Origin of the sequence: Plantactinospora sp. BB1 (assembly GCF_003030385.1) — a bacterium.
Lineage (GTDB): Bacteria > Actinomycetota > Actinomycetes > Mycobacteriales > Micromonosporaceae > Plantactinospora.
Genome location: NZ_CP028159.1, coordinates 4,973,579 through 4,999,421, shown reverse-complemented (window position 1 = coordinate 4,999,421; position 25,843 = coordinate 4,973,579). Strand labels below are relative to the sequence as shown.

28 protein-coding genes are annotated in these 25,843 nt (G+C 69.7%); 13 read left to right on the top strand and 15 right to left on the bottom strand.

Annotated elements, in window-relative coordinates:
• The first annotated feature begins 41 nt into the window (after nt 1-41).
• Nucleotides 42-1,001, top strand: a complete 960-nt coding sequence (locus tag C6W10_RS21720) for an NAD(P)-dependent oxidoreductase (RefSeq protein WP_107260021.1) — start codon at nt 42-44, stop codon at nt 999-1,001.
• Here C6W10_RS21720 and C6W10_RS21715 read toward each other — a convergent pair.
• On the bottom strand, nt 998-1,822 hold the full coding sequence (locus C6W10_RS21715) for an LLM class F420-dependent oxidoreductase (protein ID WP_199853720.1): 825 nt from the start codon (nt 1,820-1,822) through the stop codon (nt 998-1,000). The genes C6W10_RS21720 and C6W10_RS21715 overlap by 4 nt on opposite strands.
• 173 nt (nt 1,823-1,995) lie before the next feature.
• On the opposite strand from C6W10_RS21715, the gene C6W10_RS21710 reads away from it, so the two are divergent.
• Nucleotides 1,996-3,468: a carboxylesterase/lipase family protein gene (locus tag C6W10_RS21710; RefSeq protein WP_107260017.1), complete on the top strand. Its 1,473-nt coding sequence runs from the start codon at nt 1,996-1,998 to the stop codon at nt 3,466-3,468.
• A 51-nt stretch (nt 3,469-3,519) separates the two neighbouring features.
• On the opposite strand, the gene C6W10_RS21705 is transcribed toward C6W10_RS21710, so the two are convergent.
• From C6W10_RS21705 to C6W10_RS21680, 6 genes are all read right to left on the bottom strand, one after another.
• Nucleotides 3,520-4,629, bottom strand: a complete 1,110-nt coding sequence (locus C6W10_RS21705) for a Gfo/Idh/MocA family protein (protein ID WP_234361376.1) — start codon at nt 4,627-4,629, stop codon at nt 3,520-3,522.
• 83 nt (nt 4,630-4,712) lie between these two features.
• Nucleotides 4,713-4,976 (bottom strand): acyl carrier protein, encoded by a 264-nt coding sequence (locus C6W10_RS21700; protein WP_159104703.1) that lies wholly within the window; start codon nt 4,974-4,976, stop codon nt 4,713-4,715.
• Nucleotides 4,969-6,381 (bottom strand): condensation domain-containing protein, encoded by a 1,413-nt coding sequence (locus C6W10_RS21695; protein ID WP_107260015.1) that lies wholly within the window; start codon nt 6,379-6,381, stop codon nt 4,969-4,971. The genes C6W10_RS21700 and C6W10_RS21695 overlap by 8 nt, the downstream gene beginning before the upstream one ends.
• A 202-nt stretch (nt 6,382-6,583) precedes the next feature.
• Nucleotides 6,584-7,753: a 3-deoxy-7-phosphoheptulonate synthase gene (locus C6W10_RS21690; RefSeq protein ID WP_199853719.1), complete on the bottom strand. Its 1,170-nt coding sequence runs from the start codon at nt 7,751-7,753 to the stop codon at nt 6,584-6,586.
• On the bottom strand, nt 7,746-8,738 hold the full coding sequence (locus tag C6W10_RS21685; protein WP_107260013.1) for an FkbO/Hyg5 family chorismatase: 993 nt from the start codon (nt 8,736-8,738) through the stop codon (nt 7,746-7,748). Before C6W10_RS21685 ends, C6W10_RS21690 begins: the two co-directional genes overlap by 8 nt.
• A 125-nt stretch (nt 8,739-8,863) precedes the next feature.
• Entirely contained in the window at nt 8,864-9,301 is a 438-nt protein-coding gene (locus C6W10_RS21680; protein WP_107264172.1) for a type II 3-dehydroquinate dehydratase, read from the bottom strand.
• 334 nt (nt 9,302-9,635) lie between these two features.
• Here C6W10_RS21680 and C6W10_RS21675 point away from each other — a divergent pair, with 334 nt between their 5' ends.
• The 5 genes from C6W10_RS21675 (at nt 9,636) to C6W10_RS21655 (ending at nt 15,491) form a co-directional block, all read left to right on the top strand.
• Nucleotides 9,636-11,162, top strand: coding sequence for an FAD-binding oxidoreductase (locus C6W10_RS21675; protein ID WP_107260011.1), 1,527 nt, complete (start codon nt 9,636-9,638; stop codon nt 11,160-11,162).
• A 65-nt stretch (nt 11,163-11,227) separates the two neighbouring features.
• Nucleotides 11,228-12,811 carry an alpha-amylase family glycosyl hydrolase gene (locus C6W10_RS21670; protein ID WP_107260009.1) on the top strand — a complete coding sequence of 528 codons (1,584 nt, stop codon included), beginning with the start codon at nt 11,228-11,230 and terminating at the stop codon, nt 12,809-12,811.
• Nucleotides 12,812-12,902: 91 nt separating this feature from the next.
• Nucleotides 12,903-13,463: a cob(I)yrinic acid a,c-diamide adenosyltransferase gene (locus tag C6W10_RS21665; protein ID WP_107260007.1), complete on the top strand. Its 561-nt coding sequence runs from the start codon at nt 12,903-12,905 to the stop codon at nt 13,461-13,463.
• 238 nt (nt 13,464-13,701) lie between these two features.
• The gene (locus C6W10_RS21660; RefSeq protein ID WP_159104702.1) at nt 13,702-14,535 is read left to right on the top strand and encodes a glycosyltransferase family 8 protein; all 834 of its coding nucleotides are present in this window, start codon (nt 13,702-13,704) and stop codon (nt 14,533-14,535) included.
• Nucleotides 14,532-15,491 (top strand): ROK family protein, encoded by a 960-nt coding sequence (locus C6W10_RS21655; RefSeq protein WP_107260003.1) that lies wholly within the window; start codon nt 14,532-14,534, stop codon nt 15,489-15,491. Before C6W10_RS21660 ends, C6W10_RS21655 begins: the two co-directional genes overlap by 4 nt.
• A gap of 35 nt (nt 15,492-15,526) precedes the next feature.
• Here C6W10_RS21655 and C6W10_RS21650 read toward each other — a convergent pair whose 3' ends face one another.
• Complete coding sequence (locus C6W10_RS21650) at nt 15,527-16,537, bottom strand: ParB N-terminal domain-containing protein (RefSeq protein WP_107260001.1); 1,011 nt, start codon at nt 16,535-16,537, stop codon at nt 15,527-15,529.
• Nucleotides 16,538-16,757: 220 nt separating this feature from the next.
• Here C6W10_RS21650 and C6W10_RS21645 point away from each other — a divergent pair, with 220 nt between their 5' ends.
• Nucleotides 16,758-17,801 carry a glycosyltransferase gene (locus tag C6W10_RS21645; protein WP_159104701.1) on the top strand — a complete coding sequence of 348 codons (1,044 nt, stop codon included), beginning with the start codon at nt 16,758-16,760 and terminating at the stop codon, nt 17,799-17,801.
• Nucleotides 17,802-17,815: 14 nt separating this feature from the next.
• On the opposite strand, the gene C6W10_RS21640 is transcribed toward C6W10_RS21645, so the two are convergent.
• Nucleotides 17,816-18,793 (bottom strand): Gfo/Idh/MocA family protein, encoded by a 978-nt coding sequence (locus C6W10_RS21640; RefSeq protein WP_107259997.1) that lies wholly within the window; start codon nt 18,791-18,793, stop codon nt 17,816-17,818.
• A 198-nt stretch (nt 18,794-18,991) separates the two neighbouring features.
• Nucleotides 18,992-19,636: a response regulator transcription factor gene (locus C6W10_RS21635; protein ID WP_199853718.1), complete on the bottom strand. Its 645-nt coding sequence runs from the start codon at nt 19,634-19,636 to the stop codon at nt 18,992-18,994.
• A gap of 425 nt (nt 19,637-20,061) precedes the next feature.
• Between C6W10_RS21635 and C6W10_RS21630 the strand changes: the two genes are divergently transcribed.
• Complete coding sequence (locus tag C6W10_RS21630) at nt 20,062-20,709, top strand: response regulator transcription factor (protein WP_159104700.1); 648 nt, start codon at nt 20,062-20,064, stop codon at nt 20,707-20,709.
• Nucleotides 20,710-20,912: 203 nt separating this feature from the next.
• A complete protein-coding gene (locus C6W10_RS21625) occupies nt 20,913-21,518 on the top strand; it encodes a YdeI family protein (protein WP_107264170.1) in 606 nt (201 codons plus the stop codon).
• 101 nt (nt 21,519-21,619) lie between these two features.
• On the opposite strand, the gene C6W10_RS39230 is transcribed toward C6W10_RS21625, so the two are convergent.
• Nucleotides 21,620-21,754, bottom strand: coding sequence for a hypothetical protein (locus tag C6W10_RS39230; RefSeq protein WP_255419603.1), 135 nt, complete (start codon nt 21,752-21,754; stop codon nt 21,620-21,622).
• Nucleotides 21,755-21,883: 129 nt separating this feature from the next.
• Here C6W10_RS39230 and C6W10_RS21620 point away from each other — a divergent pair, with 129 nt between their 5' ends.
• Entirely contained in the window at nt 21,884-22,417 is a 534-nt protein-coding gene (locus C6W10_RS21620; RefSeq protein ID WP_107259993.1) for a hypothetical protein, read from the top strand.
• A 69-nt stretch (nt 22,418-22,486) separates the two neighbouring features.
• On the opposite strand, the gene C6W10_RS21615 is transcribed toward C6W10_RS21620, so the two are convergent.
• From C6W10_RS21615 to C6W10_RS21600, 4 genes are all read right to left on the bottom strand, one after another.
• Entirely contained in the window at nt 22,487-23,107 is a 621-nt protein-coding gene (locus tag C6W10_RS21615) for a dihydrofolate reductase family protein (protein ID WP_107259991.1), read from the bottom strand.
• A complete protein-coding gene (locus tag C6W10_RS21610) occupies nt 23,107-23,613 on the bottom strand; it encodes an SRPBCC family protein (protein ID WP_107259989.1) in 507 nt (168 codons plus the stop codon). The genes C6W10_RS21615 and C6W10_RS21610 overlap by 1 nt, the downstream gene beginning before the upstream one ends.
• 3 nt (nt 23,614-23,616) lie before the next feature.
• Complete coding sequence (locus C6W10_RS21605) at nt 23,617-23,958, bottom strand: helix-turn-helix transcriptional regulator (protein ID WP_107259987.1); 342 nt, start codon at nt 23,956-23,958, stop codon at nt 23,617-23,619.
• 283 nt (nt 23,959-24,241) lie between these two features.
• Nucleotides 24,242-24,751 carry a response regulator transcription factor gene (locus tag C6W10_RS21600; RefSeq protein ID WP_107264169.1) on the bottom strand — a complete coding sequence of 170 codons (510 nt, stop codon included), beginning with the start codon at nt 24,749-24,751 and terminating at the stop codon, nt 24,242-24,244.
• Nucleotides 24,752-25,081: 330 nt separating this feature from the next.
• Here C6W10_RS21600 and C6W10_RS21595 point away from each other — a divergent pair, with 330 nt between their 5' ends.
• Both C6W10_RS21595 and C6W10_RS21590 read left to right on the top strand, forming a co-directional pair.
• Entirely contained in the window at nt 25,082-25,372 is a 291-nt protein-coding gene (locus C6W10_RS21595; RefSeq protein WP_234361375.1) for a hypothetical protein, read from the top strand.
• A gap of 92 nt (nt 25,373-25,464) precedes the next feature.
• Complete coding sequence (locus C6W10_RS21590) at nt 25,465-25,827, top strand: hypothetical protein (protein ID WP_199853717.1); 363 nt, start codon at nt 25,465-25,467, stop codon at nt 25,825-25,827.
• The last annotated feature ends 16 nt before the right edge of the window (nt 25,828-25,843 follow it).

Sequence of the window (25,843 nt, the reverse complement as noted above, 5' to 3'; positions counted from 1 at the left end):
CACAACGGTTGGCGAGCCAGCCGTCCTGATTGGAGTGTGCCATGCGGGTGACGGTGATCGGCGGGACCGGGCACGTGGGCGGGTACCTCGTGCCTCGGCTCTCGGCGTCGGGCTGCGACGTGACAGTGGTGACGCGGGGGAAGAGCACGCCGTACCGGAGGCACGGTGCCTGGGACCAGGTCGAGCTGGTGGTGGCGGACCGCGAGGCGGAGGAGGCTGCGGGCACGTTCGGAGAGCGGATCGCGGCGCTCGATCCCGACGTGGTGATCGACATGATCTGCTTCACCGAGGAGAGCGCCCGACAGCTTGTCGAGGCGGTGCGCGGCCGGGTCGGGCACCTGCTGCACTGCGGCACGATCTCGGTGCACGGGCCGAGTCGGGTGTTGCCGACCACCGAGGCGGCGCCGCGCCGGCCGATCGACGAGTACGGGGTGGGGAAGGCTGCCGTCGAGCGGTACCTGCTCGACCAGGCGCACCGTCACGGGCTGCCCGCGACGGTGATCCATCCGGGGCACATCACCGGACCGGGGTGGGTGCCGGTCAACCCGGCCGGCAACCTGGACCCGGCGGTGTTCCAGCGGCTTGTCGACGGCGCCGAACTGGTCCTGCCCAACCTGGGGCTGGAGACGCTGCAACACGTGCACGCCGACGACGTCGCGGCACTGTTCACCGCCGCGATGGCGAGCCGGTCCACGGCGGTGGGGGAGAGCTTCCACTCGGTGGGCGCCACCACGCTGACGCTGCGCGGGTACGCCGAGGCCGTCGCCGCCTGGTACGGCCGGGAGGCGAACCTGGTCTTCCAGCCGTACGACCGCTGGCGGGAGAACGTGCCGGACCGAGACGCCCGAGCCACCTGGAACCACATCGCGCACAGCCCGCACTGCTCCATGGCGAAGGCCGAGCGCCTGCTCGGCTACCGTCCCCGGTTCGGTGCGCTGGAAGCTGTCCAGGAGTCCGTCGACTGGCTGGTCGCACACGGCGAGCTGACCGCGCCGGCCTAGCCGGTACGGCGGAAGCCCGATCGGTTCCTCTCGTCCCGCCAGTCGATCCAGCTGCGCAGTGCTGCCAGGTCGTACCTCGGGCCGCTGCTGCTGATGGTGAACAGTCGGGTCCCGAGCGCGTAGAGGGCCTCGGCCAGCTCGCCCGGCTCGCCGATGCCGGACGGCCCGGTCACTCCGGCGGACCGCTCGATCTCGACGGGGTCGCGGCCGATGGCGGCGCAGTACCCGTCGAGGACGCGATGCTTGCGCTCGATCTGCGCCGGGTCGCCGATGCCGTGCCAGATGTCCGCGTGCGCGGCGACCAGCTTGAGCGTCCTCTTCTCGCCGCCGCCACCGACCAGCACGGGCACCTTCCGGGTCGGCGCGGGGTTCAGCTTGTCGAGCCGGCTCCGGATCCGGGGCAGCGCCTCGGCGAGATTGTCCAGCCGGCCGCCGGCGGTGCCGAACTCGTAGCCGTATTCGAGGTAGTCCCGCTCGAACCAGCCCGCGCCGATGCCGAGGATCAGCCGGCCGTCGGAGATGTGGTCGACGGTACGCGTCATGTCCGCCAGCAGTTCCGGGTTGCGGTAGCTGTTGCAGGTGACGAGAGCGCCGATCTCGACGCTGGTGGTCGCCTCGGCCCACGCGCCGAGCATCGTCCAGCATTCGAAGTGTTTACCGTCGGGATCGCCGAAGACCGGAAAGAAGTGGTCCCAGGTGAAGATGATGTCGACGCCGATCTCCTCCGCCTCGGCGACCGCCCGGCGGATCTCGGCATAGTCGGCGTGCTGGGGCCACAGTTCCAGGCCGATGCGTACCGGACCGGTGTACGTGCGCACCACGAAAACCAATCCCTCCTCGATCCGGCGCCGAGCGCATCTGGTCTGGTCGGTCACCAGGCGCGGAGCGCGTCTCCGACGCACCGCCCGCCCCAATAAATCAGTTTCGGCGGCCAGGAGCCAGTCGCCGATTCCCGTTCCAATCGCCGCGCACCGAATTCTGGCAGAATGTACGGATGGATTGTTCACCGCAGGCGCGAATCGCCACCGGAGTGCTGGAAGGTGAATGGAAAAACGGGATAGCGGCGTTCCTGGGTATTCCGTTCGCCGCTGCACCCGTCGGTGCGAACCGGTTCGCCGCGCCTCGCCCGGCGCCGCCCTGGGACGGGGTGCGACGTGCCACCGAGTTCGGTTCGGCACCCCCGCAGCCTCGACGGGAGTCGGAGGACGACGACTGGTTGAACCTGGCGGTCTGGACGCCCGACCCCGGCGCGCGGGGTCTGCCGGTGCTGGTCTGGATCAGCGGCGGGGCGTACCTGCAATGCTCCACCGCGAATCCGCACCACGACGGCAGGATCCTGGCGGCCGGCGGCGCGGTGGTGGTCAGCGTCAACTACCGGGTCGGGGCCGAGGGGTGGGCGCACCTGCCGGGTTACCCCGACAACCGGGGGCTGCTTGACCAGATCGCCGCGTTGCGCTGGGTGCGGGAGAACATCGCCGCGTTCGGGGGCGCCCCGGACAACGTTACCGTGTTCGGCCAGTCGTCCGGAGCCGGGTCGGTGGCCGCGCTGCTGGTGATGCCTCGGGCGGCCGGACTCTTCGACCGGGCCATCGTGCAGAGCCTGCCCGGTACGTACTTCACGCCGGAACTGGCCGCCGAGATCACCGGCCGCATCCTTGCCGAACTCGGCCCTTCCCTCGCCCCGGAGCAGCTCGCCGAGGTCTCCCCGCAACGGTTGACGACCGCGGTGACCCAGATGAGCGAAGAGCTGCTACCGACGATGGCTGCCCGCTGGGGCCCGGTCGCCTACACCCCGACCCCGTTCTCCCCGGTCGTGGACGGTGAAATCCTGCCCGTCACCCCGTGGGAGGGACTGGCCGCCGGCCCGGCGAACCAGGTGCCGATGCTGCTCGGCCACGTCCGCGACGAGGGGCGGCTGCTCGCTGCCCGGCTCGGTCCCGCCGACGGCGCCGCGGTCGACCAAATGATCAACAGTCTTGCCCCGGCGGCGGACGCCGCTCGCTACCGTGCGGACTTCCCGGAACTGGCCGCGGCCGAGCTGCGAGAGGTCGCGCTGGGGGACTGGTTGATGCGGATGCCGACGCTGAAGCTGGCCGAAGCCGCCCACCGCGGACGGGTCCCGGTGTGGCTCTCCGAACTCTGCTGGGGCCACGGATCCGAGGGTGCCGCGCACACCCTGGACGCGTTGCTCGTCTTCGGCACCGCGGACATTTTCGGCGAGGTCACGACGGCCGGATCGGCGAAGGTGGAGGAATACCGCAGGCTCTCGGAGCTGATGCGTACCGAATATCTCACCTTCGCCGCGACCGGCGACCCGGGCTGGTCCCGCTTCGATCCGGGCAGGCGCGCCACCCGGATCTACGGTACCGACCCGTCGGTGCGGCCCTACCCGGAACAACGGTCCCAGGCAATATGGTCCGGTCATCGGTACCCGGCCATGGATCGACTCACGACAGTCGCAGGCTGAGGCACCGCCGCCGGCGATGGGCGGCGGCGCCCAGTGGCGTCGAGGCCGGTCCTACCGGGGGCGCACGGCCGTCAGCTGCGGCACCCCGGCCGACTGGTAGAGCCTCTCGATGATGTCGATCGTCCGGGTCACCTCGGCGATGGCTGATCCGGGCCGCCCCGGATCAGCCAGCAGCGCCGGCACCAGGTCGAGCTGGCGGCGGTACTCCGCCCCCCGGTCCTGCTGCGGCACGTCGACGGATTCGGCCCGCCCATCCCGGTGCAGCAGCAGGGTCGAGCCGCCAACCCCGTTCGGGCTGAGGCCGAAGGTGCAGGTCAACTCGGCACGGCCGGTGGCGCCGTCGAGCACCACCCGGGTCACGTCGCGCTCGGAATGCGAGGCCCAGGCCGCGCAGACGGTGACGAGCGGGCCGCCCTCGATTTCGAGTACGCCGCGAGCGGTGTCCTCGACGTCCTTCGGAGCGCCGGCGTACGGGGCAGCGTGCGCGGCCGGACCGGTGCCGCGCCAGGTCGCTTCGGTGCCGGCCCGGGCGAGGAAGTCCCCCGACACGGCGCAGGTCACCTGCGTGACCTGCGGCCAGGACAACATCCGCATGCCGATGGTGATCAGGTGCCAGCCCAGGTCGATCAGTGCGCCGCCACCGGCCCGGCGGCGGTCGGTGAACCAGCCGCCCGGAGCGGGAATGCCGCGGGCCCGGATCCACGACAGTTCAACGGCCCGCAGCGGGCCGAGCCGCGGCAGCAGCGTACGCAGGGCCGTGACGTCCGCGCGATGCCAGGCCGCGCTGCCCGCCAGTAGGCGGGCACCGCCCACCCGCTCCGCCTCGGCCAACGCCGCCGCCTCATCGGAACTGACACAGACCGGCTTCTCGACGAACGTGGAGATTCCCCGCTCCAGCAGCGAGATCGCGATCGGGGCGTGCAGGTGATTGGGGGTCACGACCACGGCCAGGTCGACCTCGTCGGGACGGAGGTCGCCGGGCTCGTTCAGCAGCCGTGCGGCGGGGAACCTACTGCCGGCCCACCTGACCGCGACGGGGTCCGGGTCGTGCACGGCGACGACGGTGAACCCGGGATGACCGCCGAGCAGCGGCGCCCAGAGCTCGTGGACGGCCCAGCCGAGGCCGATGAGCGCCAGCCGGACCGGGGCGGCGTCGGACACCAGCGCCGCGCTCCGCCGCCGGCCGGCTCCCCGGACCGGACCCGGCGGGCGTGCACCCGTGCCGGGGGAGACACCGCTTCCGGTCACCGGGGGCAGCCGACCAGTCGAACGATGCTCTCCGCCAGCGAGCTGACCGAGGCCGCGCTCTGGATCGTCTGGTCCTCGTCGGCGAGGTCGACGCCGAACTCGTCTTCCGCCCTGGCGAGCAACTGGACGATGGCGATCGAGTCGAACCCGGCGAACTGGGTGAGTGAGGTCTCCTCGTCGATCCCGGACTCCGCGCAGCTCGGCACCAGCTCCACCACCCAGGCCATCAGTTGTCGCACCACCGCCGAACGCTCAACCATCTCCGCTTCGTTCATCAAGAGAGACCTCTCCTTCCGTATCAACAGCTTCGGTCAGCGCCACCCTGAAGGCGTCGACCGCTGGCAGGTGACGACCCTCGGTCAGTACGGCGAGTGCGAAAGCCTCCATCGCGACGAGGATGTCGCGCGGTTCCGCCACGGGCAGGTAGCTGCGGTCGATCAGAACTGCCGGCGCCGGCCCGCCCGCTCCGTTCCGCACCTCGACGTGGAACTTGTCGTCGTAGTACCGAAGACCCTGGGGCGGTCCGATGACGGTCCGGGAGCGGAGCGAATGGATCGCGGGAACGGACCGGAGCTGCTGCGGCCGGGAACTGGCCGCGGCGTCCCGGAAGTCGTTGTGCATGGCGTCGAACCTGGTCGCATCGACGATCGCCTCCAACTCGTCGGTGCGGTACCTGCCCATCGAGTAACCACGGATGCTGGCCGCCATGGAGCGCCGGACAACCTCGTCGAACACCGCGTCGCCCACCTCGACGTCGAAGGCGCACGCCTGCGACAGATTGCCGATGTAGCTCTTCTCGGCGTCGGTGAACCGGTTCGAGATCATGCAGCGGAGCACAGCGGTCGGGCGGTCCGACAGGGCTGACACCGCCGTCGCCGACAGGGCCACGTAAACGGCCGGTGAGGTGACCGCGTTCCGGTCGGCGATCCGGTCGAACGCGCACCCGAGTGCCGGCGAGAACATCGAGGCGCGCATCCAACGCGGCTCGCGGTCGCCAGGCAGCCGGCTCGGGAAGTTCGTGACATCGGCCCGCTCCACGAACCGCTTCCAGCGGCCGATCGTCCGCGCGTTCCGCAGCACGCCCGTCGGGGTACCCTCCGCCAACGCTCTCGCCACCGGTGTCAGCAGGGCCCGGTCGTCGCCGTACCGGTGGTCGCCGTTCAGCCGCGCGGTGAACTCCTCCACCAGGCGGTTACGGGCCAGGCCGTCGATCGACAGGTGCGACACCACGATGAGCAGCCAGGCGGGACGCCCCTCGACGTGCACGACGCCGAATCGCGCGGGGAGTTCGGAGTCGAAGTCGAACGACCGATCGGCCAGCCGATCGAGCAGGCCATCCAGCGACTCCTCGGTGCCCTGCTCCACCACCACCTCGACCCCACCCGCTCCGACCACCTCCTGCCGGCCGGAGCCATCCGCCGAGTCGAAGTAGCGGGTCCGCAGCGCCTCGTGCTTGACAAGCATTTCCCGGATCACCGACAACACGTCGTCGAGTGAACAGCCGGCCGGTATCTCGACCCTGAAACGGACGTTCAGATAGGTGTCGTAGGGATGGAATTTCTTGACCGCTCCCCACATCCCGAACTGGGACCATGTCATCGGCGCGACAGCGCCGGTCAGGCCCGAAAAATGCACGGTCGTCGACGTGGTTGACGAGGCATTCATTGTGGCTCGACCTCCTGGTGACTTGGCTGCCCGGCACGCATGGTCTGGCCTCGGTGCGGATGCTCGTCGAGAGTGCGGAAAGCTTCTCTGTCAGCCGGCAGCCTTCGGTCAAAGTAGGGATCTCCCGAGCGGGAGTCAAACGTTTCCGTCCCCCGCCGGACACCTCCCGACAGGGCCGCGATCGCCGTACGCCCCGGGGCGGTCAGGCGCCGGTGAGGACCTCGGTGAATCGCTCGACCAGAGCGATGGCCTGGGCGGGGTTGAGGCGGGGATCGCACGCCGATCTGTATCGGGAGCGGGCCGGCCCCGGACCCAGCTCCGCGCAGTTCTCCACGCATTCGGTCACCCCGTCCGGGGTCATCTCCAGATGCAGCCCACCGGGCTGGACCCGGTGCCGGTGCAGCACCGCACAGAACTGCTCGACCTCCTCGGTCATCCGCCGCATGACGCGGGTTTTCAGCCCCCGGGCCGAGCGGACGGTGTTGCCGTGCATGGGGTCGCTGAGCCACACGACGCGGGCCGCGTCCTCGCCCAGGGCCCGGACGACGGGCGGCAGCCGCTCACCGATCCGGTCGGCGCCCATCCGGACGATCAGACTCAGGCGGCCGGGTGGCCCCTTCCCGGCCAGACGCGAGACCAACGCGGCTGCCTCGGCCGGGTCGACGCCCGGCCCGATCTTCACCCCGATCGGGTTGCTGACGCTGGCGGCGAACTCGACGTGCGGCCCGCCGACGTCCCGGGTGCGTTCGCCGATCCAGACCGTGTGGGCCGACGAGGCGAAGACCCCGCCCCGGATCGGGTCGGGGCGTACGAGGGCGCGCTCGTACTCCAGCAGCAGCGCTTCATGGCTGGCGTACGTGGTCCGGCCCGACGCGAGGGTGCGCAGTCCGCGGGCGGCGTGCGAGTAGGCCAGCAGCAGCCGGTGCGGGTCGGGCCGCCGAGCTGCCGCTGTCGGGGTCCGGTCGTTGACCGCGTCGCCGAGATACACGGGGATCTCCACCCCGTCGTCGCCGATCTCCACCGATCGTGAACGCGGCTTGGCGTACTGGCCCGCCAACCGTCCGACCAGAATCGGTGCCCGACCCGTGCGGCGCAGGCGGCTGCCGAGTTCGTGCAGCTGCGCCGCCTTGGCGCGTACCCGCTCCGGCGCTGAGTCGGTGAACAGCTCGGCGCAGTCGCCCGCCTGAAGGACGACGCTCTCGCCCCGGGTGACCGTCGCCAGTTCGTCGGTCAGCCGGGCACAGTCCTCCGCCTCCACCAGCGGCGGCAGCCGTCGCAGGCTGTGCAGCATCCTTCGCAGCACGTCCGGCCGCGACCAGATCGGCTGGTACGGCCCGACGAGGTCCGGTACGGCGGTCATGATCTCAGGCATCGCCGTGGTGGTCGGGAAAACGCATGTCGAGTACGCCCTCGATCTCCAGCAACAGTTCGCTCCTACAGATGTCCACGGTGAATATCTCGATGGGGACCCGGGGGCCGACGACCTCGCGAAGCCGCTGGTGCAGGTACGAGGCGTCGGGTCCGTGGCGCACGTAGCCCTTGACCAGGCGGAACGAGTCCAGGTCCACCGTGCCGCCCGACTTCTCCGACACCTCCTTGAGGAGGATCCGGATGTTCTCCAGAGTCGTGTAGCACTGACCTTCGAGATGCCCCAGGCTCACCGACCGGTGCCCGATGATGCTCGCCGTTCCGGACAGGAAGAGCCTTTTCGACGCCGGGAGGAGTGTTGCCCGGGCGAAGCTCGGCGATCGCGGTCCGTATGTCCGAGGGTATTGGTGGGCCGGGACCTGTCGCGGATTCTCGAAGTGGAGTGCGGCACCGGTCCGCTCGGCGAGAAAATAGACCACCACGCCGCCGTCGTGCGCACCGACTCCCGTCGCTGCCGGCAGGCGGGCGGAGATGGCCGTTCCCGCGTCGTCGAACCCCTCGGCCCGGCCCTGACAGAAGTCCCGGTAGATTTCCAGACCTCGGTGGTTCGGGCGGTTGATGTCCGCGATGTAGTTCCACATCCGGACCAGATGTGGATAGTCGAGGTCGGAGATCAGCGTCAGTAGCTGCCGGTAGGCACTCCTGGTCGCATCGCGGTAGCGGTCCGAACGGGGCAACCGGAGGGCGCCGAAGAGATGTGTGCCGTCGCTGCTGTAGACGATGTCGTCGCGGCGACCCGCCGACACCTCGGAGGTACTCGTCCATATCTCGCGGACGTGAATTCCAGGCGGGTCGCAGGTCGCCACCGCGACCGTCGGATAGCCCGCGTCCAGGTGTGGTGCCGGTGCTCGGGAGCCGAATTCGACGACCCCCATGATATGGCCGTGGTCGGCGGGAGGATCGCCCACAGAGAGGACGACATCTATCATCGGGTCACTTCCGTCACAGTCCTGTCTGTCGTGGTGTTCCGCTTGCGGGCACGTGCCGCAGCGCCGATCACCGCAGATCTGTCCCGGCTATTCGAGGGCCGGCGGTGGGTGCGGCCGGGTGCGGCTCAGGCAGTCGGGACGTGGGCCAGCAGGGCGCGGGCGGCGAGGCGGTAGCCGAGTGCGCCGAGGCCGACGATCACCCCGCTGGCCAGCGGGGCGAGCACGGACTCGTGCCGAAACTGTTCACGGGCCCACACGTTCGAAATGTGTACCTCGATCCACGGGCGCGGATAGCTGGCCAGTGCGTCCCGCAGGCTCCATCCGGCGACCATCAATGCACCGGGATTCACGATCGCACCGACCGTGTCGTACGCGTCCTGCACAGCTTTCACCAGCTGGCCCTCGCACTCGTGCTGCACCCCAACTACTTTCCAGCCTCGCTCGGCCACCTCCCGACCGACGGCGGCCTCGATGTCGGCCAGCGTGTCGGTGCCGTAGATCTCGGGTTCCCGCCGCCCCAGGATGCCGAGGTTGGGTCCGTTGAGCAGAAGTAGCTCACTCACGCTCACCTCACAGGTCACAGCGTTCTGCTGCCCAACCTATGGCCGCCGGCCGGGGTGGTCGAGCTTTTGGCGAAGCCACCGCTGCGCATCGCCCGATCCAGACGATGCGACCCGGCGAAGAGCCGAATGGGTGCGCAACTTCGGGGATTCCGCAGTTGCGCCGGCACACCGTGGATTACCGGCAGCGGCGTCGACTTTCGAATGCGCGCCGGGCGCCGGGTACCCGGAAGGTTGCTATCGTTTTCCTCCGCCGACGGCGCCCATCCGACCCCACGGTTCCCGCTACGCCGCGCCGTGGTGGCAGGGAAACGTCCGCACGGGGGGAGGGACGGGCATGAACGGTGTACCGGCCGAGGTCGCCGGCCGCGAGCCGGTCGTGGTCACCGCGGCGGACGCGCGGTACGGCGAGCTGGTCCGTGGCGTCAACGCGAGGTACGTCGGCAGTCCCGAAGCGGTCTACCTCGTCAATTCGACGACGCAGGTGGCCGAGGTGGTCCAGGCGGCGGTCACCCGGGGCAAGCGGCTCACCGTCCGCAGCGGTGGCCACTGCCTGGAGGACTTCGTGTTCAACCCGGACGTCCAGGTGGTCTTGGATCTCTCCGAGATGAACCGGGTGTACTTCGACGCCGCACGCGGAGCGTTTGCCGTCGAGCCGGGCGCCACCCTGATAGACGTGTACGAGCTGCTCGACACCGCCTGGGGCGTCGCGATCCCGGCCGGAAGCTTCTACTCGGTCGGTGCGGGCGGCCACGTCGCAGGGGGCGGATTCGGCTTCCTGTCGCGGATGCACGGCCTGGCCGTCGACCACCTGCACGCGGTCGAGGTGGTCGTGGTGGATGCCGCAGGTGCGGTACGCACCGTGGTGGCGAGTCGTGAGCACGACGATCCGCACCGGGACCTCTGGTGGGCGCACACCGGCGGTGGCGGTGGAAACTTCGGCGTCGTCACCCGGTACTGGTTCCGCTCGCCGGGCGCGGTCGGGCAGGACCCCCGGTCGGTCCTGCCACGGCGGCCGACCGACATGCTGCTCAGCACCGTCTCCCTGCCCTGGCCCGAGATGACCCGCCAGAGGTTCGGCAGACTGCTGGAGAACTTCGGCGCCTTCCACGAGAAGCACAAGGATCCGGACTCGCCCTATCTGGCGGTGACCGGCGGCCTGGTGCTCACCCACCGGTCGGGCGGCCCGATCCGGCTGGACACCCAGGTGGACGGCGGCCACCCGGAGGCCGATCGGCTGCTGGAGGCTTACCTCGCCGAAATCCTGGAGGGTCTCGGCCCGGTCGTACGGCCCCGCGCCCGGCGGGTGCCCTGGCTGGCGTTGGTGCGACAACACGCCCGGGCGAACAGCGCCCAGAACGACCCGACACTGCGCGGAGACTTCAAGTCGGCGCTCATGCGTGCGGGCCCACCGGACCACCAGATCAACACGTTCTACCGCCATCTCACCCGGGTCGACATCGACAACCCGACCATCACCGTCTCGCTCGCCGGATTCGGCGGCCGGATCAACGCGGTGCGGCCGGAGGCCACCGCCTTCGCGCACCGGGACTGCTCACTGGCTCTGTTGTGGACGGTGCTCTGGCACGACCCCGCCGACGACGGCAGGTACGTCGACTGGAACCGCGAGTTCTACGGAGCGGTGTACGCGGAGACCGGCGGGGTTCCGGTGCCGAACTCCGTCACCGACGGCTGCTACATCAACGACCCGGACGCCGATGTCGCCGATCCGAGGTTCAACAGGTCCGTGACCCCGTGGCACGAGCTGTACTACAAGGACAACTATCCGGGCCTGCGCGCGGCGAAGGCGAGGTGGGATCCCCGGAACGTGTTCCGGCACCGGCTGTCCGTACAGCTGCCCTGACCGGTGCACGCCCGAGCGGCGCTCGGCCCGTGGACCCGGTCCCCACTGAGAGGACCCGACGCTTCATGTCCCAGCCCCGTGCCGCCCTGTCCTGGCTGGCGGACGCCGTGCTGTACCACATATACCCGCCGTCGTTCGCCGACTCCGACGGCGACGGCATCGGCGACCTGGCGGGAATCACCGAGCGCCTGGACCACCTGGAGTGGCTGGGGGTCGACGCGATCTGGCTCAGCCCCTGCTTCACCTCGGAGTTCGGTGACGGCGGGTACGACGTCGAGGACTACCTGACGATCGCGCCGAGGTACGGCGACAACGACGACGCGGCGGCCCTGATCGACGCCGCGCGCAGCCGGGGCATCCGGGTGATCCTCGATCTGGTGGCGGGTCACACCTCGCACCGGCACCCATGGTTTCAGGAGTCGGCGAACACGCCCGGGGATCACCGGTACATCTGGTCGGACCGCATCGCGTCGCCGGTGCGCCAGTGGGTGCCCAACCAGGGCCGGCGGGGTGGCTTCTACCGGGCCAACTTCTATCCCATCCAGCCGGCGCTGAACTTCGGCTACGCCCGACCCGATCCGACCGAGCCGTGGCGGCAGCCCGTCGACGCCGAAGGCCCCAGGACCAACCGGGCGGCGCTGCGCGAGATCATGAGCTTCTGGTTCGATCGCGGCGTCTCGGGCTTCCGGATGGACATGGCCTACTCGCTCGTCAAGGACGATCCCGGCCACGTCGAGACGGCGAAGCTCTGGCGAGAGATCCGCGAGTGGATCGACCGCAGCTATCCGGGGTGCGCCCTGCTGGCGGAGTGGGGCGACCCGAAGACCTCCATACCGGCCGGATTCCACGCCGACTTCTTCCTGCACTTCGCCGGTTCCGCGCTGCGGTCCCTGTGGGACAACAACACCGGCAGCCTCGGTCCCTGGAGCGACGGCGAGCCCTGCTATTTCGACCACGACGGCAGGGGCTCGATGCGGACGTTCCTGGAGGCATGGCAGGAGGCGGAGACGGCGACCCGCGGCTCCGGACTGGTCGGGCTGCCCACCGCCAACCACGACTTCTCCCGGCTGACCTGCGGACCGCGTACCCGGGACATGGTCGCGCCGGCCTTCGCCCTCCAACTCACCTGGCCCACACTGCCGGTCATCTACTACGGCGACGAGATCGGCATGCGGTACCTGCCGGGTCTGCCGGACAAGGAGGGCAGCCAGTGCGACACCCAGGCCCGGCAGGGCTCGCGCACCCCGATGCAGTGGGCTGACGGTACCAACGCCGGATTCTCCACCGCACCGGCGGCGGCGCTCTACCTGCCCGTCGACTTCGACCCGGGCCGCCCCACCGTGGCCGGTGCCCGGGCCGACGAGTCCTCGCTGCTGCACCACGTCCGGAAGCTGATCCGGCTGCGCAGACAGACACCCGCGCTCGGCAGCACCGCCCCGGTGCGGGTGCTGAATCGCGACTACCCCTTCGTCTACGCCCGGGGCGAGGGCCATCTGGTGGTCGTGAACGGTCGTGCGGAGCCGGCCCGCGCGGCGGTGGAGGTCGGCGACGTCCGGCCGCTCGCGGTACACGGCGTCGAGGTGGCCAACGGGGAGGCGAGGGCGAACGGCTTCTCCTACGGAATCTTCGAGTTTTCCCGCCGGCAGTAATTCGAGGTGGGGGCGGCGACAAAATCCACGGCCGATTCTGATGGTGTCGGATCGGGGACCGACGGCGACTGACGGCCGTACGCTGGCGCCTATGACCGTCCATCTCACTCGCATCTACACAAAGGCCGGGGACAGCGGCGCCACCCGGCTGGTCAACAACGAGCAGACGCCGAAGACCCATCCCCGAATCGCCGCGTACGCCGACGTGGACGAATGCAACGCCGCCATCGGGGTCGCGCTCGCGCTGGGGCAGCTCACCGACGAGGTACGCGCTGTGCTCCGCACGGTGCAGAACGACCTCTTCGACCTGGGCGCCGATCTGGCGAACCCGTCACCGGAACCGGGCCTGCGGGTCACCGAGGCGTACGTGCAGCGCCTGGAGGGCTGGTGCGACGACTTCAACGGGCGGCTGTCCGCCCTCGACTCCTTCGTGCTGCCGGGTGGCACCCCGGGCGCCGCACTACTGCACGTGGCGCGCACGGTGGCCCGTCGCGCCGAGCGGGCGGCGTGGACGCTGGTCGAGGCCGATCCGGACCGCACCGAGACCCTCCCGGCGAAGTATCTCAACCGGCTGTCGGATCTGCTGTTCATCCTGGCGAGAACGGCCAACCCCCAGGGCGACGTGCTCTGGGTTCCGGGTGCGAACCGTTGAGGAGCCGAGGTGCTTAACTGCGGAATCGCGGTTGTCGAACGTACCTCGTGCTGACAACGACAGGGCGCTATTCTGGCCCTGATCACACAGCGCGGCGGCGGCCCGGGGCGAACGGGTGCATTTGACGGGCACAATGCGCCGCGCAGTTGTTCGGCTGATGTGTCGAGTGGCCGGGTGTGGTCAAATTCCGTCCCGAAAGGACCAGGAGTTGGCTTCGCTTCCGCCGATCGTTTGCGCAGTGGACGACAACTTCGAACTGCCGGTCAGAGTTCTCCTCCACTCTCTCGCCGTCACGCACCGCCACTGCCTGGACGAGCTTCGGGTCGTCATCCTGCACGACGCGCTGAGCCTGGCCCCGCGGACGCGAATCCGCGCCCACGCCGAGCAGTTGGGACTGAGACTGGAGCTGGTGCAGAGCCCTCCGGTCGACCCTCGCTTTCCGGTGTGGCGGCGGTTCACGGCAGCCATCTACCTGCGCCTGAAGGTGCACGAGGTGCTCGCGGACGAGTCACGGGTGCTGTATCTGGATTCCGACCTGCTCATCATGGACGACATCCGCGAGCTCCTCACCCAGCCGTTGGACGGCTTCGCTCTCGGCGCCGTCCGCGACCCCGTGCGGCCGACCCTGGGCTGCGGGGGAGCGCTGCCGTCCTGGGACCACCTCGACTTCGCCGCGGATCGCGAGTATTTCAACTCCGGCGTCCTTCTGCTCGACCTGGACAAGTGCCGGTCGACGGGCCTCCTCGATCGGGCCTCGAAGATTCTTGCCGAGCGCCCCGAGGTCGCCCGTTTCCCGGACCAGGACGCGTTGAACTGGTCGGCCGACGACAACTGGCTCCGGCTGGACCAGCGGTGGAACACGTTCGCGATGTCGATCGTCGCCCGCCGGGCCGACTACCTGCACTCCGCGGAACACGTGGTGAGCCTGGAATCGCTCCTGCGCGCCGAGGAGGTCGCGTCGATCCTGCACTTCAGCGGCCGGAACAAGCCCTGGCAGGATTCCTGCCCGCAGAGTAGGTCGCGTGACCTGTACCGGCAGCTCCTCCGAGTGGTGGAGCGTTCCGTCCGGTGACGGCGGCCGGGGCGAGCTTTCTGGGTATCGACATCGGCGGGACGAAGGTCTCCCTCGGTGCCGTGCGCGGGGCGGGCCGGGCCGATGCTGCCGAGGAGCGACACGCGCTGGCCCGCTGGCGGAACCCCGCCGGGGATGTCGAGGAGGACCTGTCGGTGCTGCGGGCGCAGGTCGCCGACCTTCGACGTACCACGGGATGGCAGTTCGCGGGCGTGGGCGTCGCCGTGGCGGCGACCCTGGACGCGGACGGACGCGTCGTCGCGTGGCCGAATCGACCAACCTGGACCGGTCTCGACCTGCTCCGGGAACTCCGCTCGCTCTTTCCGCAGGCCAGGGTCGTCTGCGGCGACGACGGATCCCTGGCCGCCGTGGCCGAGGCCAGGGCGGTGGACGCGACAGACGTGGTGTACGTCGGTGTCGGCACCGGCGTCGGCGGCGGAATGATCGCCGGGGGCCGCCTGGTGCCGGGTCTGTCCCGGGGCTCCTGCGAGCTGGGACACCTGATCGTGAACCGCGACGGTGCTCGGTGTGCCTGCGGACGGCGGGGCTGTCTGCAAGCCGAGTCGTCGGGGCCGGCGACGCTGTCGCGAGCCGCCGCCACCCGGGGGAAGGCCACCACCTTCGACGAGCTTCGCGCGGGCTACGCGGACGGTGCGGCCTGGGCCGTGGCGGCGGTACGGCACAGTTGCGCGGCCCTGGCAGCCGCGCTGGCCGGCGTGGGTGAACTGTCGAGACCCGCTGCGCACATCGTGGGTGGCGGGTTCGCCGCAGGGATTCCCGGCTTCGTCGCCGAGGTTGCCCGGCACGCCGCCACACTGTCCCGGCCCGGACATCCGGTCGCACCCGTCCGCTCCGCCCGATTCGGCGCGGAGTCCTCCCTCCGCGGAGCCATCGTCGCGGCGACGGGCGAACTGCGGGACCACGCCGTGACAACCGGGAGCGACGCGACCGGGTGATCGTGCGGGTCGTGCGGCCGGCGTCGACCCGTCGGTCAACTCGATACCGACGAGTGGTGCTCCAGGCGCTGCGCGATGTCCGCCCAGGCCGCCGCGCAGTGCCGGGCCAACCGGGCGATGACCGGCAGGCAGTGCGGCGGTACCGCCGCTACCAGTCCTGCGGGCAGGGGCTCGCCGACCAGGTATCTGTCCAGCCAGCGCAGCACGGCACGCCCGGAATCGGTGTACCGCAGGGACGGGTCCCGACGCAGCCCTTCCAGGATCGACTGCGGGTCGAGGACCTCGTCGTCGCGGTACGGGCGGGCGGATCGCGACCGCCGTACCGGACGCGACCCGGGCGAGCCTTCCCCGGGTACCCGATGGGCTTCCAACTGGGTCGCGGTCATCGGGCTGTCGCCGCGGCGCAGCCGTTCCCGAACGTCACGAACCGTGGCCGGTGCGATGCCGGCGGCCCGGGCCACCTCCCGGAGCGACGCCTCGGGACGAGCGGCGAGGATGTCTCCGGCGAGCTGCCGCCCGGTGGCCCCGTCGATCGGGCGTACCCGGCCGTCCTGGCCGATCCTCCTCGGCTGGGCGTCGTCCACGGTGCGCTGACGTAGCGCCCCGACGGTCTTGTCCGACAGGCCCACCGCCCGGGCGACCCGGCGGTCGGACCAGAGCGGATAGCAGTTCATGATCCGGACGGCGGCGGCCTTCCGATCGGCCAGCGAGAGCGCCAGGCCGTGACTGATGTTCTCGGTCACCGCCCGGACGAAGGCCGCGTCGTCGTCACCGTCGAAGTACTCGACCGGCACATGGGTCTTTCCCTGGTACCGGGCGGCGAGCAGGCGGTGCATTCCGTCGATGACCCGCATCGACCGGCGGTGTACGAGGATGGGTGGCAGCTCCGCGCCGGACTCCAGGAGTATCGCGACGTGCGCCTGGTCGACGCCGTCGAGCCGGGGCGAGTCCGCCGGATGCAGCGAATCGACGGGGATCAGCGCTGTTTCCAGGTCGCCGAGCTGCGGCACCGCCGCTACGACCGGTTTCGTCTGCACACTGGACACCGTGGACGTCCCTCCTGACGATCGCCGGAACGAAAGCCCATCGCTGGGCCGCGTACCACTTCAACCCGTCCCGCATCCGTCGGCAAGGTCACGCCTTGCGGATCGATGTCCCCAGTTCACGGGGCTGAAACCGGAGCACCGCTCCGCCATATGATCGAAAGCCGCGGAAGCCTTACCGAATCGCATGAGGGGTGTGGCCGTAGCTGTGGCGGGTATCAGCGTGGTAACCCCTACCCTGGGCAATCCGGAACTGGTGGAGGAACTGCTCAGGTCGACGGTGCTGGCCGGACGCACGGCCGGGGTGCCCTGGGAGCACATCGTCGTCGACTCGACGCCGGGCCCGGCGGGCCAACTGCTGGCGCAAATCTGCCGGCGGCATGGTGCCAGCTATCTGCGCGGGCCGGATCGGGTGGGCGCGAAACGCAACCTCGGGGCCCGGTCGGCGGCGTACGACATCGTCGCCTTCGTCGACTCGGACTGTACGGTGGTACCCCGGTTCTTCACGGCGCACCTGGCCGCGTACCGGGAGCAGCCGGATGTCGGCGGCGTCGCCGGTCCGACCGACCTGCACGGGCCGGACGACACCTTCGCGCTGCGCGCCCTGCGACGCGCCCGGCAGTACCGAAGCTGGTTCGAACGCGATCTGTCGTGGCCGCGCCGATATGCCGAGATGGGCTGGAGCACGACGTCCAACCTCTCGGTGCGCGCCGACGTGTTCCGCGCCGTCGGCGGTTTCGACGAACGGACGCTGACCGTCGTCGGCGGCGAGGACGTCGACTTCGGGATCCGCGTCCGGAAGGCGGGCCACCGCATCGTCACCAGCCCCGACGCCGTGGTCCTGCACACCACGATGACGGCCACCCGGCTCGGCCGCGTCGCCCGGCGAGTCTTCCGCTACGGCCAGGCCGAGGGTTGGCTCTGCCAGCGCCACCCGGAGCTGACCGCCCCGGACTACCGGAATCCTTTCGTCATCGCGGCAGCGGCGGGCGTCGCCGGTCTGGTGCTCTTCCCGCGCGCGCCACGGGCCCGGCACGCGGCGGTCGCGGCGCTCGCCGTGCTGGCGGCCCGGGAGGTGGCGAGCAGGCACGAGCGGGGCAGCGGCGCCGTGGGCGTCGTCCACGACTCCGTATGCACCGGACTCGACATGGTCTTCGACGCGGGAAAGGTGGCGGCGGCCGTCCAGCAACGCCGGCCCGGCGACCTCTTCCGACGATTCCGGTACGTGCAGGACCAGTGGTTCGTCGCAAGGGAAGACGCCCGGTAACACCTGCGGAGAGGTCAGGGGTACGTCACGCCGATCTGGGCGCGGATCGCGTCGAGAACTCCCATCACCTCAAGCGTCGTGGCGTGTGAGACCAGCGGGCTCTCGACCAGCCCCTCGTGCAGACAACGGTGCACCTCTGCCGCCTCGAACTGGTACCCGTTGCCCTCGAACGGCAGGGCGATCTCCTCCGGTGCCGCACCGTCGCGGTCCAGCACCAGCCCGGACGGCCGGTGGCACGGGCGCGGCAGGGTGATCCGGCCGCGCGTGCCGGTGATCGACGCCGTGTTCGGCGTGCCACCCAGCAGGCCGCAGCTCAGCGTCGCCAGCGCCCCGGTGTCGTAGCCGAAGACCATGCCGGTGTTCTCGTCGACGCCGTCGCCGCTCAGCGCGGCCCACGCCCGGATGTGCGCCGGAGCACCGAGTACCAGATGCGCGATGGTTATCGGGTAGACGCCCATCTCCAGCAGGGCTCCGCCGCCGAGCGCCCGGGCGCGCAGCCGGTCCGCCGGATCGGGTGGCGCCGCGAACCCGAAATCCGCGACCACGGCGGCCACCTCGCCGATCGCGCCCTCGGTGACGAGATCGCACATCCGCCGAACGGCCGGATTGCAGCGGGTCCACATCGCCTCCATCAGGAAGAGACCGCGCTCGCGGGCCAGGTCGACGAGTTCCGCGCTCGTCGCGCGGTCCAGGGTGCAGGGCTTTTCGCACAGCACCGCCTTGCCCGCCTCCAGGCAGGTCGTCGCGGCGGCGCGGTGCACCGCGTGCGGGGTCGCCACGTACACGACGTCCACCTCCGGGTCGGCGGCCAGCGCCGCCCACGAGCCGTGCGCGCGACCGATGCCGTGCCGGGTGGCGAACGCCTGCGCCGCGTCGTGGGTGCGGGAGCCGACGGCCACCACCTCGGCATCGGGCAGGAGGCGCAGGTCCTCGGTAAACCTTCCCGCGACTCGGCCCGTGCCGAGGATTCCCCAGCGGGTACGTCCAGTCATGGCTCGCATCGTAGGTGCCGCCGGTGCGTCCGCAGAGATGGCAACCGATGCACATTTTCCTCGAATCCTTTGTCGGACAACGTCGTGCCGACCTCCGATGTGGAGGGCCAGCGCTTGGCCGTTCTGCGGATGCTCAATCGCGTACCGCCCTTGCCGTCGCTCGCGGCCGTTGGAAGAATTCGACTCGTTCCGGTGACGTCATCGGAGCAACGGCCGCCGGCGAACCGGGAATACGGCGGGACCGGACGGCGCCTCGATCGTGACGGCGGCTCGGGTCAACTCGGCCTTGTTGCCGAGCTTCAACTTCACCCGGACCCGCTTCACGTACGTGTCCACGGTGTGCGGGCTGATTCCCAGTCGTCGGGCCACCTGGTTGTGGGTCAGACCCTCGGCGATCTGCTGGAGCACCTGGCGCTCACGCGGTGACAGCGTGATGCCGTCCCGTTCCGGACCGTCGGCTCCGGCGTCTTGCCGATCGACGGTGGACCAGAACTCACCGCCTCGGGCCACCGTCCGGACGGCGGTGACCAGGCTGTCGGCCGGCGCGCGGCGTTCGATGAACCCGGCCGCGCCAGCGGCGAGGTATCTCCGCAGCACTGCGGGCCCGGGTGAGGTGCCCACCACCAACACCGCCGTGGTCCCGGTCGCGTCGGCGACGAAGTCCGCCAGGCTGATGTCTCCGGTCGCGGACGGATCGACCAGTACCAGATCCGCCTCCCGCGCGGGCTTCGGATCTGTCGCCAACGGCTGGTGTTCGAGTACCCGGAATCCCTGGGCGGTCAGGATCGCCGTCAGCCCGCGAGTGAATATGGGGCAGCTGTCAATGACCTCTACCTTGAGCACCCGCTCTCCTCCAATGCCCTCCGTAGGAGTGGTGGTCAATCTGGGCCGGAGGTGTACCCGATGGATATGGACTCACACGCTGCGTAATGACGAGGGTGCGCAATCCAACGACGCCCGAGGTACGCCGACGACATCGGCGAGCAGCTCCGGCCAGTGCTGAGGCGAGACTACCCGGGGGCCACTCGCCGCAATGTCACTGAATTTCGCCACATGAGGGCGGCGGCGTCCGGGAATACCCGGCGTACCCGCATCGGACCTGCCGGGACACCGGTTTGAAGCAGTTATGAAGTCGCCATCGGCCAGGCTGGTTGGGTCGGCGACGTGACCCGAGAGTCGGATCGACCGACGTCGGCTTGCGGTACGACGTGCCGCGACATGCGGCTGTCGTTGTTACGGGGGGAGGCGACAAGGTGCGTGTCGCGATCGTGGAATCCTGCGAAATCTATCTGCACGGTCTCGTTGCGGCGCTGAGCGAGGCGGGAATGACGGTGGTCGAGGCGAGAACGTCCTTTTCCGGGACCACAGAGCCGTCGGCGGACGTGGTGATCATCGGGGCGGAATCGGCTGTCGAACCGGGCCTCGAAGAGGCGACAGCCCGGATCGCCCGAACGACCCCGGTCCTCGTACTCGCCGCCCGGGACAGCACCTCGACCGTCGACCGGCGGCTGGCTGGCATCGTCGGAGTACTGGATCGAGACGCCGCCGTGGAAGTACTGCTGGACGCCATCCGGGCCGTCGGGAAGGGCACCCGGTCACCGTCCACCCCGGGGACTCGGCCAGCGGGCAGCGCGGCCGAGGACGACGCCTCCGTACCGGTGGCGGGGCGCGGCGTACTCTCGGTGCGCGAATACGAGGTGTTGAGACGTATCGCCGAGGGCCGTACGCAGCGCCAGATCGCCCGCGCCTTCGGGATCAGCCACCACACCGTCGACAGCTACGTCCGACGGATCCGGGCAAAGCTCGGCCTGGGCAACAAGGCCGAGCTGACCAGGGCAGCCGTGCTCGGTCACCTCACCCCCGACACCCGCCGGCCCGACCAGTCCGACTCGTCCCAGCCATGCCCCTCCAGGTGAACCGGCCAGACCCAGCGGCGTCACACCCGCCGGTGCTGTCAGGCCAGCGACGTGGCCGGAGCGACGATCCGACATTTCGATGACCAGAGCCGGGCGTACCGCGATCATCCAGTTCGTCGCGTCGTTTGCGCCGGCGGCCCGGCGAGTCGATCTGGCCGACAGGCAGCGGCTGCGGCCACGGCGCAGCGGTTAGCATGACCGTCATGGCGACCGTCGAGCTGAATGAGTTGATCGTCGCGGACGCTGATGCACTGCGCGCGTGGTTGTCGGTCAACCACGCCACGTCGCCCGGCGTCTGGCTCGCCCTCACCAAGAAGGGCGGCACGGTCACCACCCTGTCCTGGCAGCAGGCGGTCGACGAGGCTCTGTGCTTCGGCTGGATCGACGGGCAGGCCCGTAAGCGGGATCAGGAGAGCTCCTGGATCCGGTTCACCCCTCGCCGGGCCCGCAGTTCCTGGTCGCAGCGGAACGTCGCCCACGTGGCCCGGCTGGAGGCGCAGGGGCGGATGCTGCCTCCGGGCCGCGCCGCGGTGGAAGCCGCGAAGGCGGACGGGCGGTGGGCGGCGGCCTACGCCCCGCCATCGGAAGCCGAGGTGCCAGCCGACCTCCGCACCGCCATCGCGGCCGACCCCGCCGCACAGGCCATGTTCGAGGTACTCACCAAGACCAACCGGTTCGCCCTCATCCACCGGGTCAACGCCGTCAAACGAGCGGAGACCCGTGAGCGCAAAATCTGCGAGTTCGTCGCCATGCTGGCCCGCCACGAGACGATCTACCCGCAGAGGGCCAAGCCGCCGGAGTCGCAGTAACCGACACTGTCATGGTTTCTTTCGAGGTAACCGACCCGTCGAGTCGTCATTCTCGGCTCCGACAGATCGCGGTGATCGGAGTCGACCCCGGCGGGGAGAAACTACGTCGTCCTCGGGCAGCCGTTGACACCGTACGCCGGGTCCCAGTTGTTCACGTCGAGCTTGGTCCTGCGGTGGAAGCGTGGGATCCGATGGTCGATGGTGCCGGTGCCGGCCTGGCCGCAGGCCCAGCACACCGAACCGTCGGTACGGATGAGCGTGCCTGCTGGACCATTGATCGAGCGCGGCGCCCGGTGGGCGACCGAGCACGGTCCTGGACATGTCTCACCCGTTTCGATCCGAGTGTCGACCGGGTAGGTGAGGGCATGGATCGCAAGGTGGTCACGGTGTTGCTCGCCGCTTGGGAACGACCCGACTTCCGGGCTGGCCTGCGGCACCTGATCGATCTTGACGAGGTGACGTCTCTGCTCGCCGCGCTGGCTGTCGACGATCAGGACGACGAGGTGCGGCGCCGGGTCATGGAGCTTCTGTCGTCGGCGCTGGAGACAGCGGAGATTCGCGGGGCAATCCTGCTGTTGATCGAGACAGACGACATCCGGCACAGCCTTGCCGCCGCGATCTCGGAGAAGCTCGTCGACCGTCCGGGTCTCGCGTCGTCGATCCGGTCTGCTCTGGACGATCCCGCCGTCCGCGCCGAGATCCGCGACGCTCTTGAGTCGCAGGGAATGCGCACCCTGGTCTGGAAGGCGGCGGAGGATGAGTTTCGCGGCCGTCGACTGACGCTGGTCAAGGAGGCGACGTTGTTGCTCCTGCGGCACCGTCCCGCCCGCCGCCTGGTCTGGGCGTTGCGGCGGCATGGCGTCATCCGTGAGTTGCGCCGCAGGCCGGCGATCACCTGACTGCGAGGGGCAGCCGCCATCCGCGTACGCGGCCATGGTTGTGCCGGGACGTCGACAGCGGTGGCGCGGCTACCGTCGATGCACGGCGTAGGTCAGGTGCGTCACCCGCGGCGACGGCTCCGAACGGACCGGCTCCAGCGCCACACGGCCCGCGTCCACGCCTTCGAACAGGCGGATTCCGGAGCCGAACAACACGGGCGACAGCGCGATCGAGAACTCGTCGATCAGGCCGGCGTTCACGTACTCCAGGATTGTCGCGCCGCCGCCCGCGATGCGGACGTCTCGGTCGCCGGCGGCCTCGCGGGCCTGGTCGAGCGCGGACTCGATGCCGTCGTTGACGAAGTGGAAGGTGGTGCCACCCGGCCGCTCCCAGGCGTCACGCTTCTCGTGCGTCAGGACGAACACCGGCGTGTGGAACGGCGCCTCCTCTGGCCACGCCTGCTCGCCGGCGTCGAACATCCGCTTACCCATCACGCTCGCGCCGGTGCGCTCGAACGTCTCCCGCACGATGTCGTTGTCGCGCCCTTCCTCACCGCCCCCGCCGAGCTTCAGGTTCTCCCGGAAGAACCGCTGTGGGAAGATCCACCGTTGCAGTTCCATCCACTGCCGCCCCATCAGGTCGCCGAGGGACTGGGGTGCGATGAACCCGTCCAGCGACATCGACACGCTGAAGAACACCTTCCCGGCCATCAGCTCTCCGCTCCCTTCCGAACGATCTCGGTGACATAGGTAGCCAGGTTGCTCAGGGTCTGCTGGCCGCCCTCGATCGCGTGGTACTTCTCGACCGCCTGGTCGCGCAGTTCCTTGGTGGGAAACACCGTGCGCATCTCGATCCGGGTCGCCGCCCCGTCGGGCGTGAACGTGAGGATCGACTCGAAGGCGTTCGGGTCGGTGCGGGACTCACCGTGCAGCAGCGTGATCCCTTCCGGCGGGACGATCTCGGTCCAGGTGATCCACTCCTGGTAGTCCGTTCCGTCCGGTCCGTGCATCACGAAGTCCCACTCCCCGCCGGTGCGGAACTCGAAGGACCGCGTGGTGGTGGTGAACCCCTCCGGACCCCACCACCGCGACAGGTGCCGCACCTCGGTGAACGCCTCGAACACCAGCTCCCGTGGGGCGTCGATGACCCGGGAGATCACGATCTCGCGGTCGGCCGTCGCGGACTGCTCCGGCGTTCCTCGTCCCATTGCACTCATCAGCTATTCCTCCTGCTTTGCCTGTTTCAGGTCCTGCACGTACGCGTCCAGTCGGTCGAAGCTCTCGTTCCAGAACCGCTCGAACCCGCCGGCCCACTCGTGGACCGGTCGCAGCCCCCGGGCGTCCAGGCCGTAGAGGCGCTGCTTGCCCGCTCCGCGGACCCGTACCAGCCCGACCTCCCGAAGCACCCGCAGGTGCTTGGACGCCCCCGGCTGGGTCATCCCCAGCGCCCGGGCCAGGTCGGTCACCGGCCGCTCACCCGCCCGCAGCAGTACGAGGATCTCCCTGCGCTGCGGCTCGGCGATCGCGTTGAAGACGTCCGACGTCGTCGCTGCTCGTGCCATGGCAGCCATCATATTCCCATAACAGAATACGTCAAGTCGGATGGCGCCCTTCCCTCGGCGTCGTCCGGATGCCACCGGCGTCGTGCAGCAGCACGATCGCTCCCGGATACGGGACCGGGCAGTGCGTTTGTGGGCGATATGAACTACTACCCGGCCCACCGACTCCAGCTCAGATGGCGAACCGGCAGCGAGTGGCGGCGATCGGTCTCAGGCGACAGCTGTTGTTGCCGATCACGGTCTCCGGGTGGGCCATCGTGAGACGGCATGCTGATCTGTCGGACGGTCAGATGCCGTCGAGGTCGACGGCGGCGACTCCGTTTGCGTAGGCGAAGATCACCAGTTGCACCCGGTCGCGGGCGCCGACCTTGGCCAGCACGCGGCCGAGGTGGCTCTTCACGGTCGCTTCGGTCACCACCAGCCTCTCGGCGATCTCTCCGTTGGTCAGCCCCCGGGCCACGAGGATGAGTACCTCGCGCTCGCGTGGGGTCAGCGAGTCGAGCAGTGGGGAAGGGCGTACGGCGATTGGCGGGCGAGCGGCGAACTCCTGGATCAGCCGGCGGGTGACGGTGGGCGAGAGCAACGCGTCGCCCGCGTCGACCACCCGGATGGCCTCCAGGAGGCGGTCCCGTGGCGCGTCTTTGAGGAGGAATCCGGCCGCGCCTGCGCGCAGTGCTCCGTAGACGTACTCGTCGATATCGAACGTGGTGAGGATCAGTACCCGCGGTGTGGCGCGGGGGGATGAGCTGGTTTCGTCATGCCCACAACGGTGCCGTTCGGGAGCGGTCTCGGTCATCGAACCGCGGACCACACTTCATCGCCCACCGTGGTCGGAGAGCCGACGATCCTTGCCGGTGCTGCGGCGATGCCTTGTCGGCCGGACCCAGCACACCTGATCGTGCTGGCGGCGCTCTTCCTGCTTCACGCGCTCACCTCAGGAGGGGCTGCCGGTCCACCGCCCGTCGACGCCCTCGATAGTCGGCAGCCGATCCAGATACCTGGGCACCGAGCCATGCAATCTCGATAGCGGCGACGTCGGGTAGTCGCTACGGTGCTCGCCACAGGGTGACCGCTACCGACGGGGGCGCGAATGACGCTGGCGACCAAGGGTTGTCGAAGGATAACGGTGGACGGCGTGACCTACCGCTGGTCGGTACGACGCAGACCCACCTACTGTCAAGCCAACGGGTGGTCACCGCTGACCTTTGTCGTCGAGCATGCGGAGCAGAAGGGCGCCGTTCTGGTGGCAGCGCTGCCCTGCGCCCATCCCGGCAACTGGCTCGGACTACCGAGCCAGCCGGTGTTGCCCGGCACGGTGGCTGCCGGCGTCCGCCAGGCCCTGGCCGCCGGCTGGCAGCCTTCCCGCCCGGGGTGGGCCTTCGAGCTGTTCCTGCCCAACCCGTCCCCCGGGCGGTGACAGCCGCCATTTGGGCGGCGCCCAGATGGCGAGACTTGGGTACGACTCATGATCGGCGCGCTGCTCGATGGCTGGAACGGGATGATGTCTGCATGGACGGGCTGAGCGATGAGATGCGGCGGGATGGGTTCGGCTGGTTCTCGGTGCGGTGCGTCTTCCGGGCTGGATCCGGCCCGGCGGGTCAGTTGTATGAGGAGAGGCTGACGCTGTGGCGGGTCGGGGGCTTCGACGAGGCGATTGCAGAGGCAGAGGCAGAGGCGATCGAGTACGCGGCTGAGCAGCCCGACGTGATCTTCGCGGGGCTCGCTCAGGCGTATCGACTGTTCGACGAACCGGGACACGGAGCGGAAGTCTTCTCACTGATCAGGGAGAGTGAGCTGGACCCGCAGGCCTACCTGACGAGGTTCTTCGACACCGGCGCGGAGAGACAGGGCCACGTCGCTCCTGGCGCCTGACCGGGCGGCCCCGGCC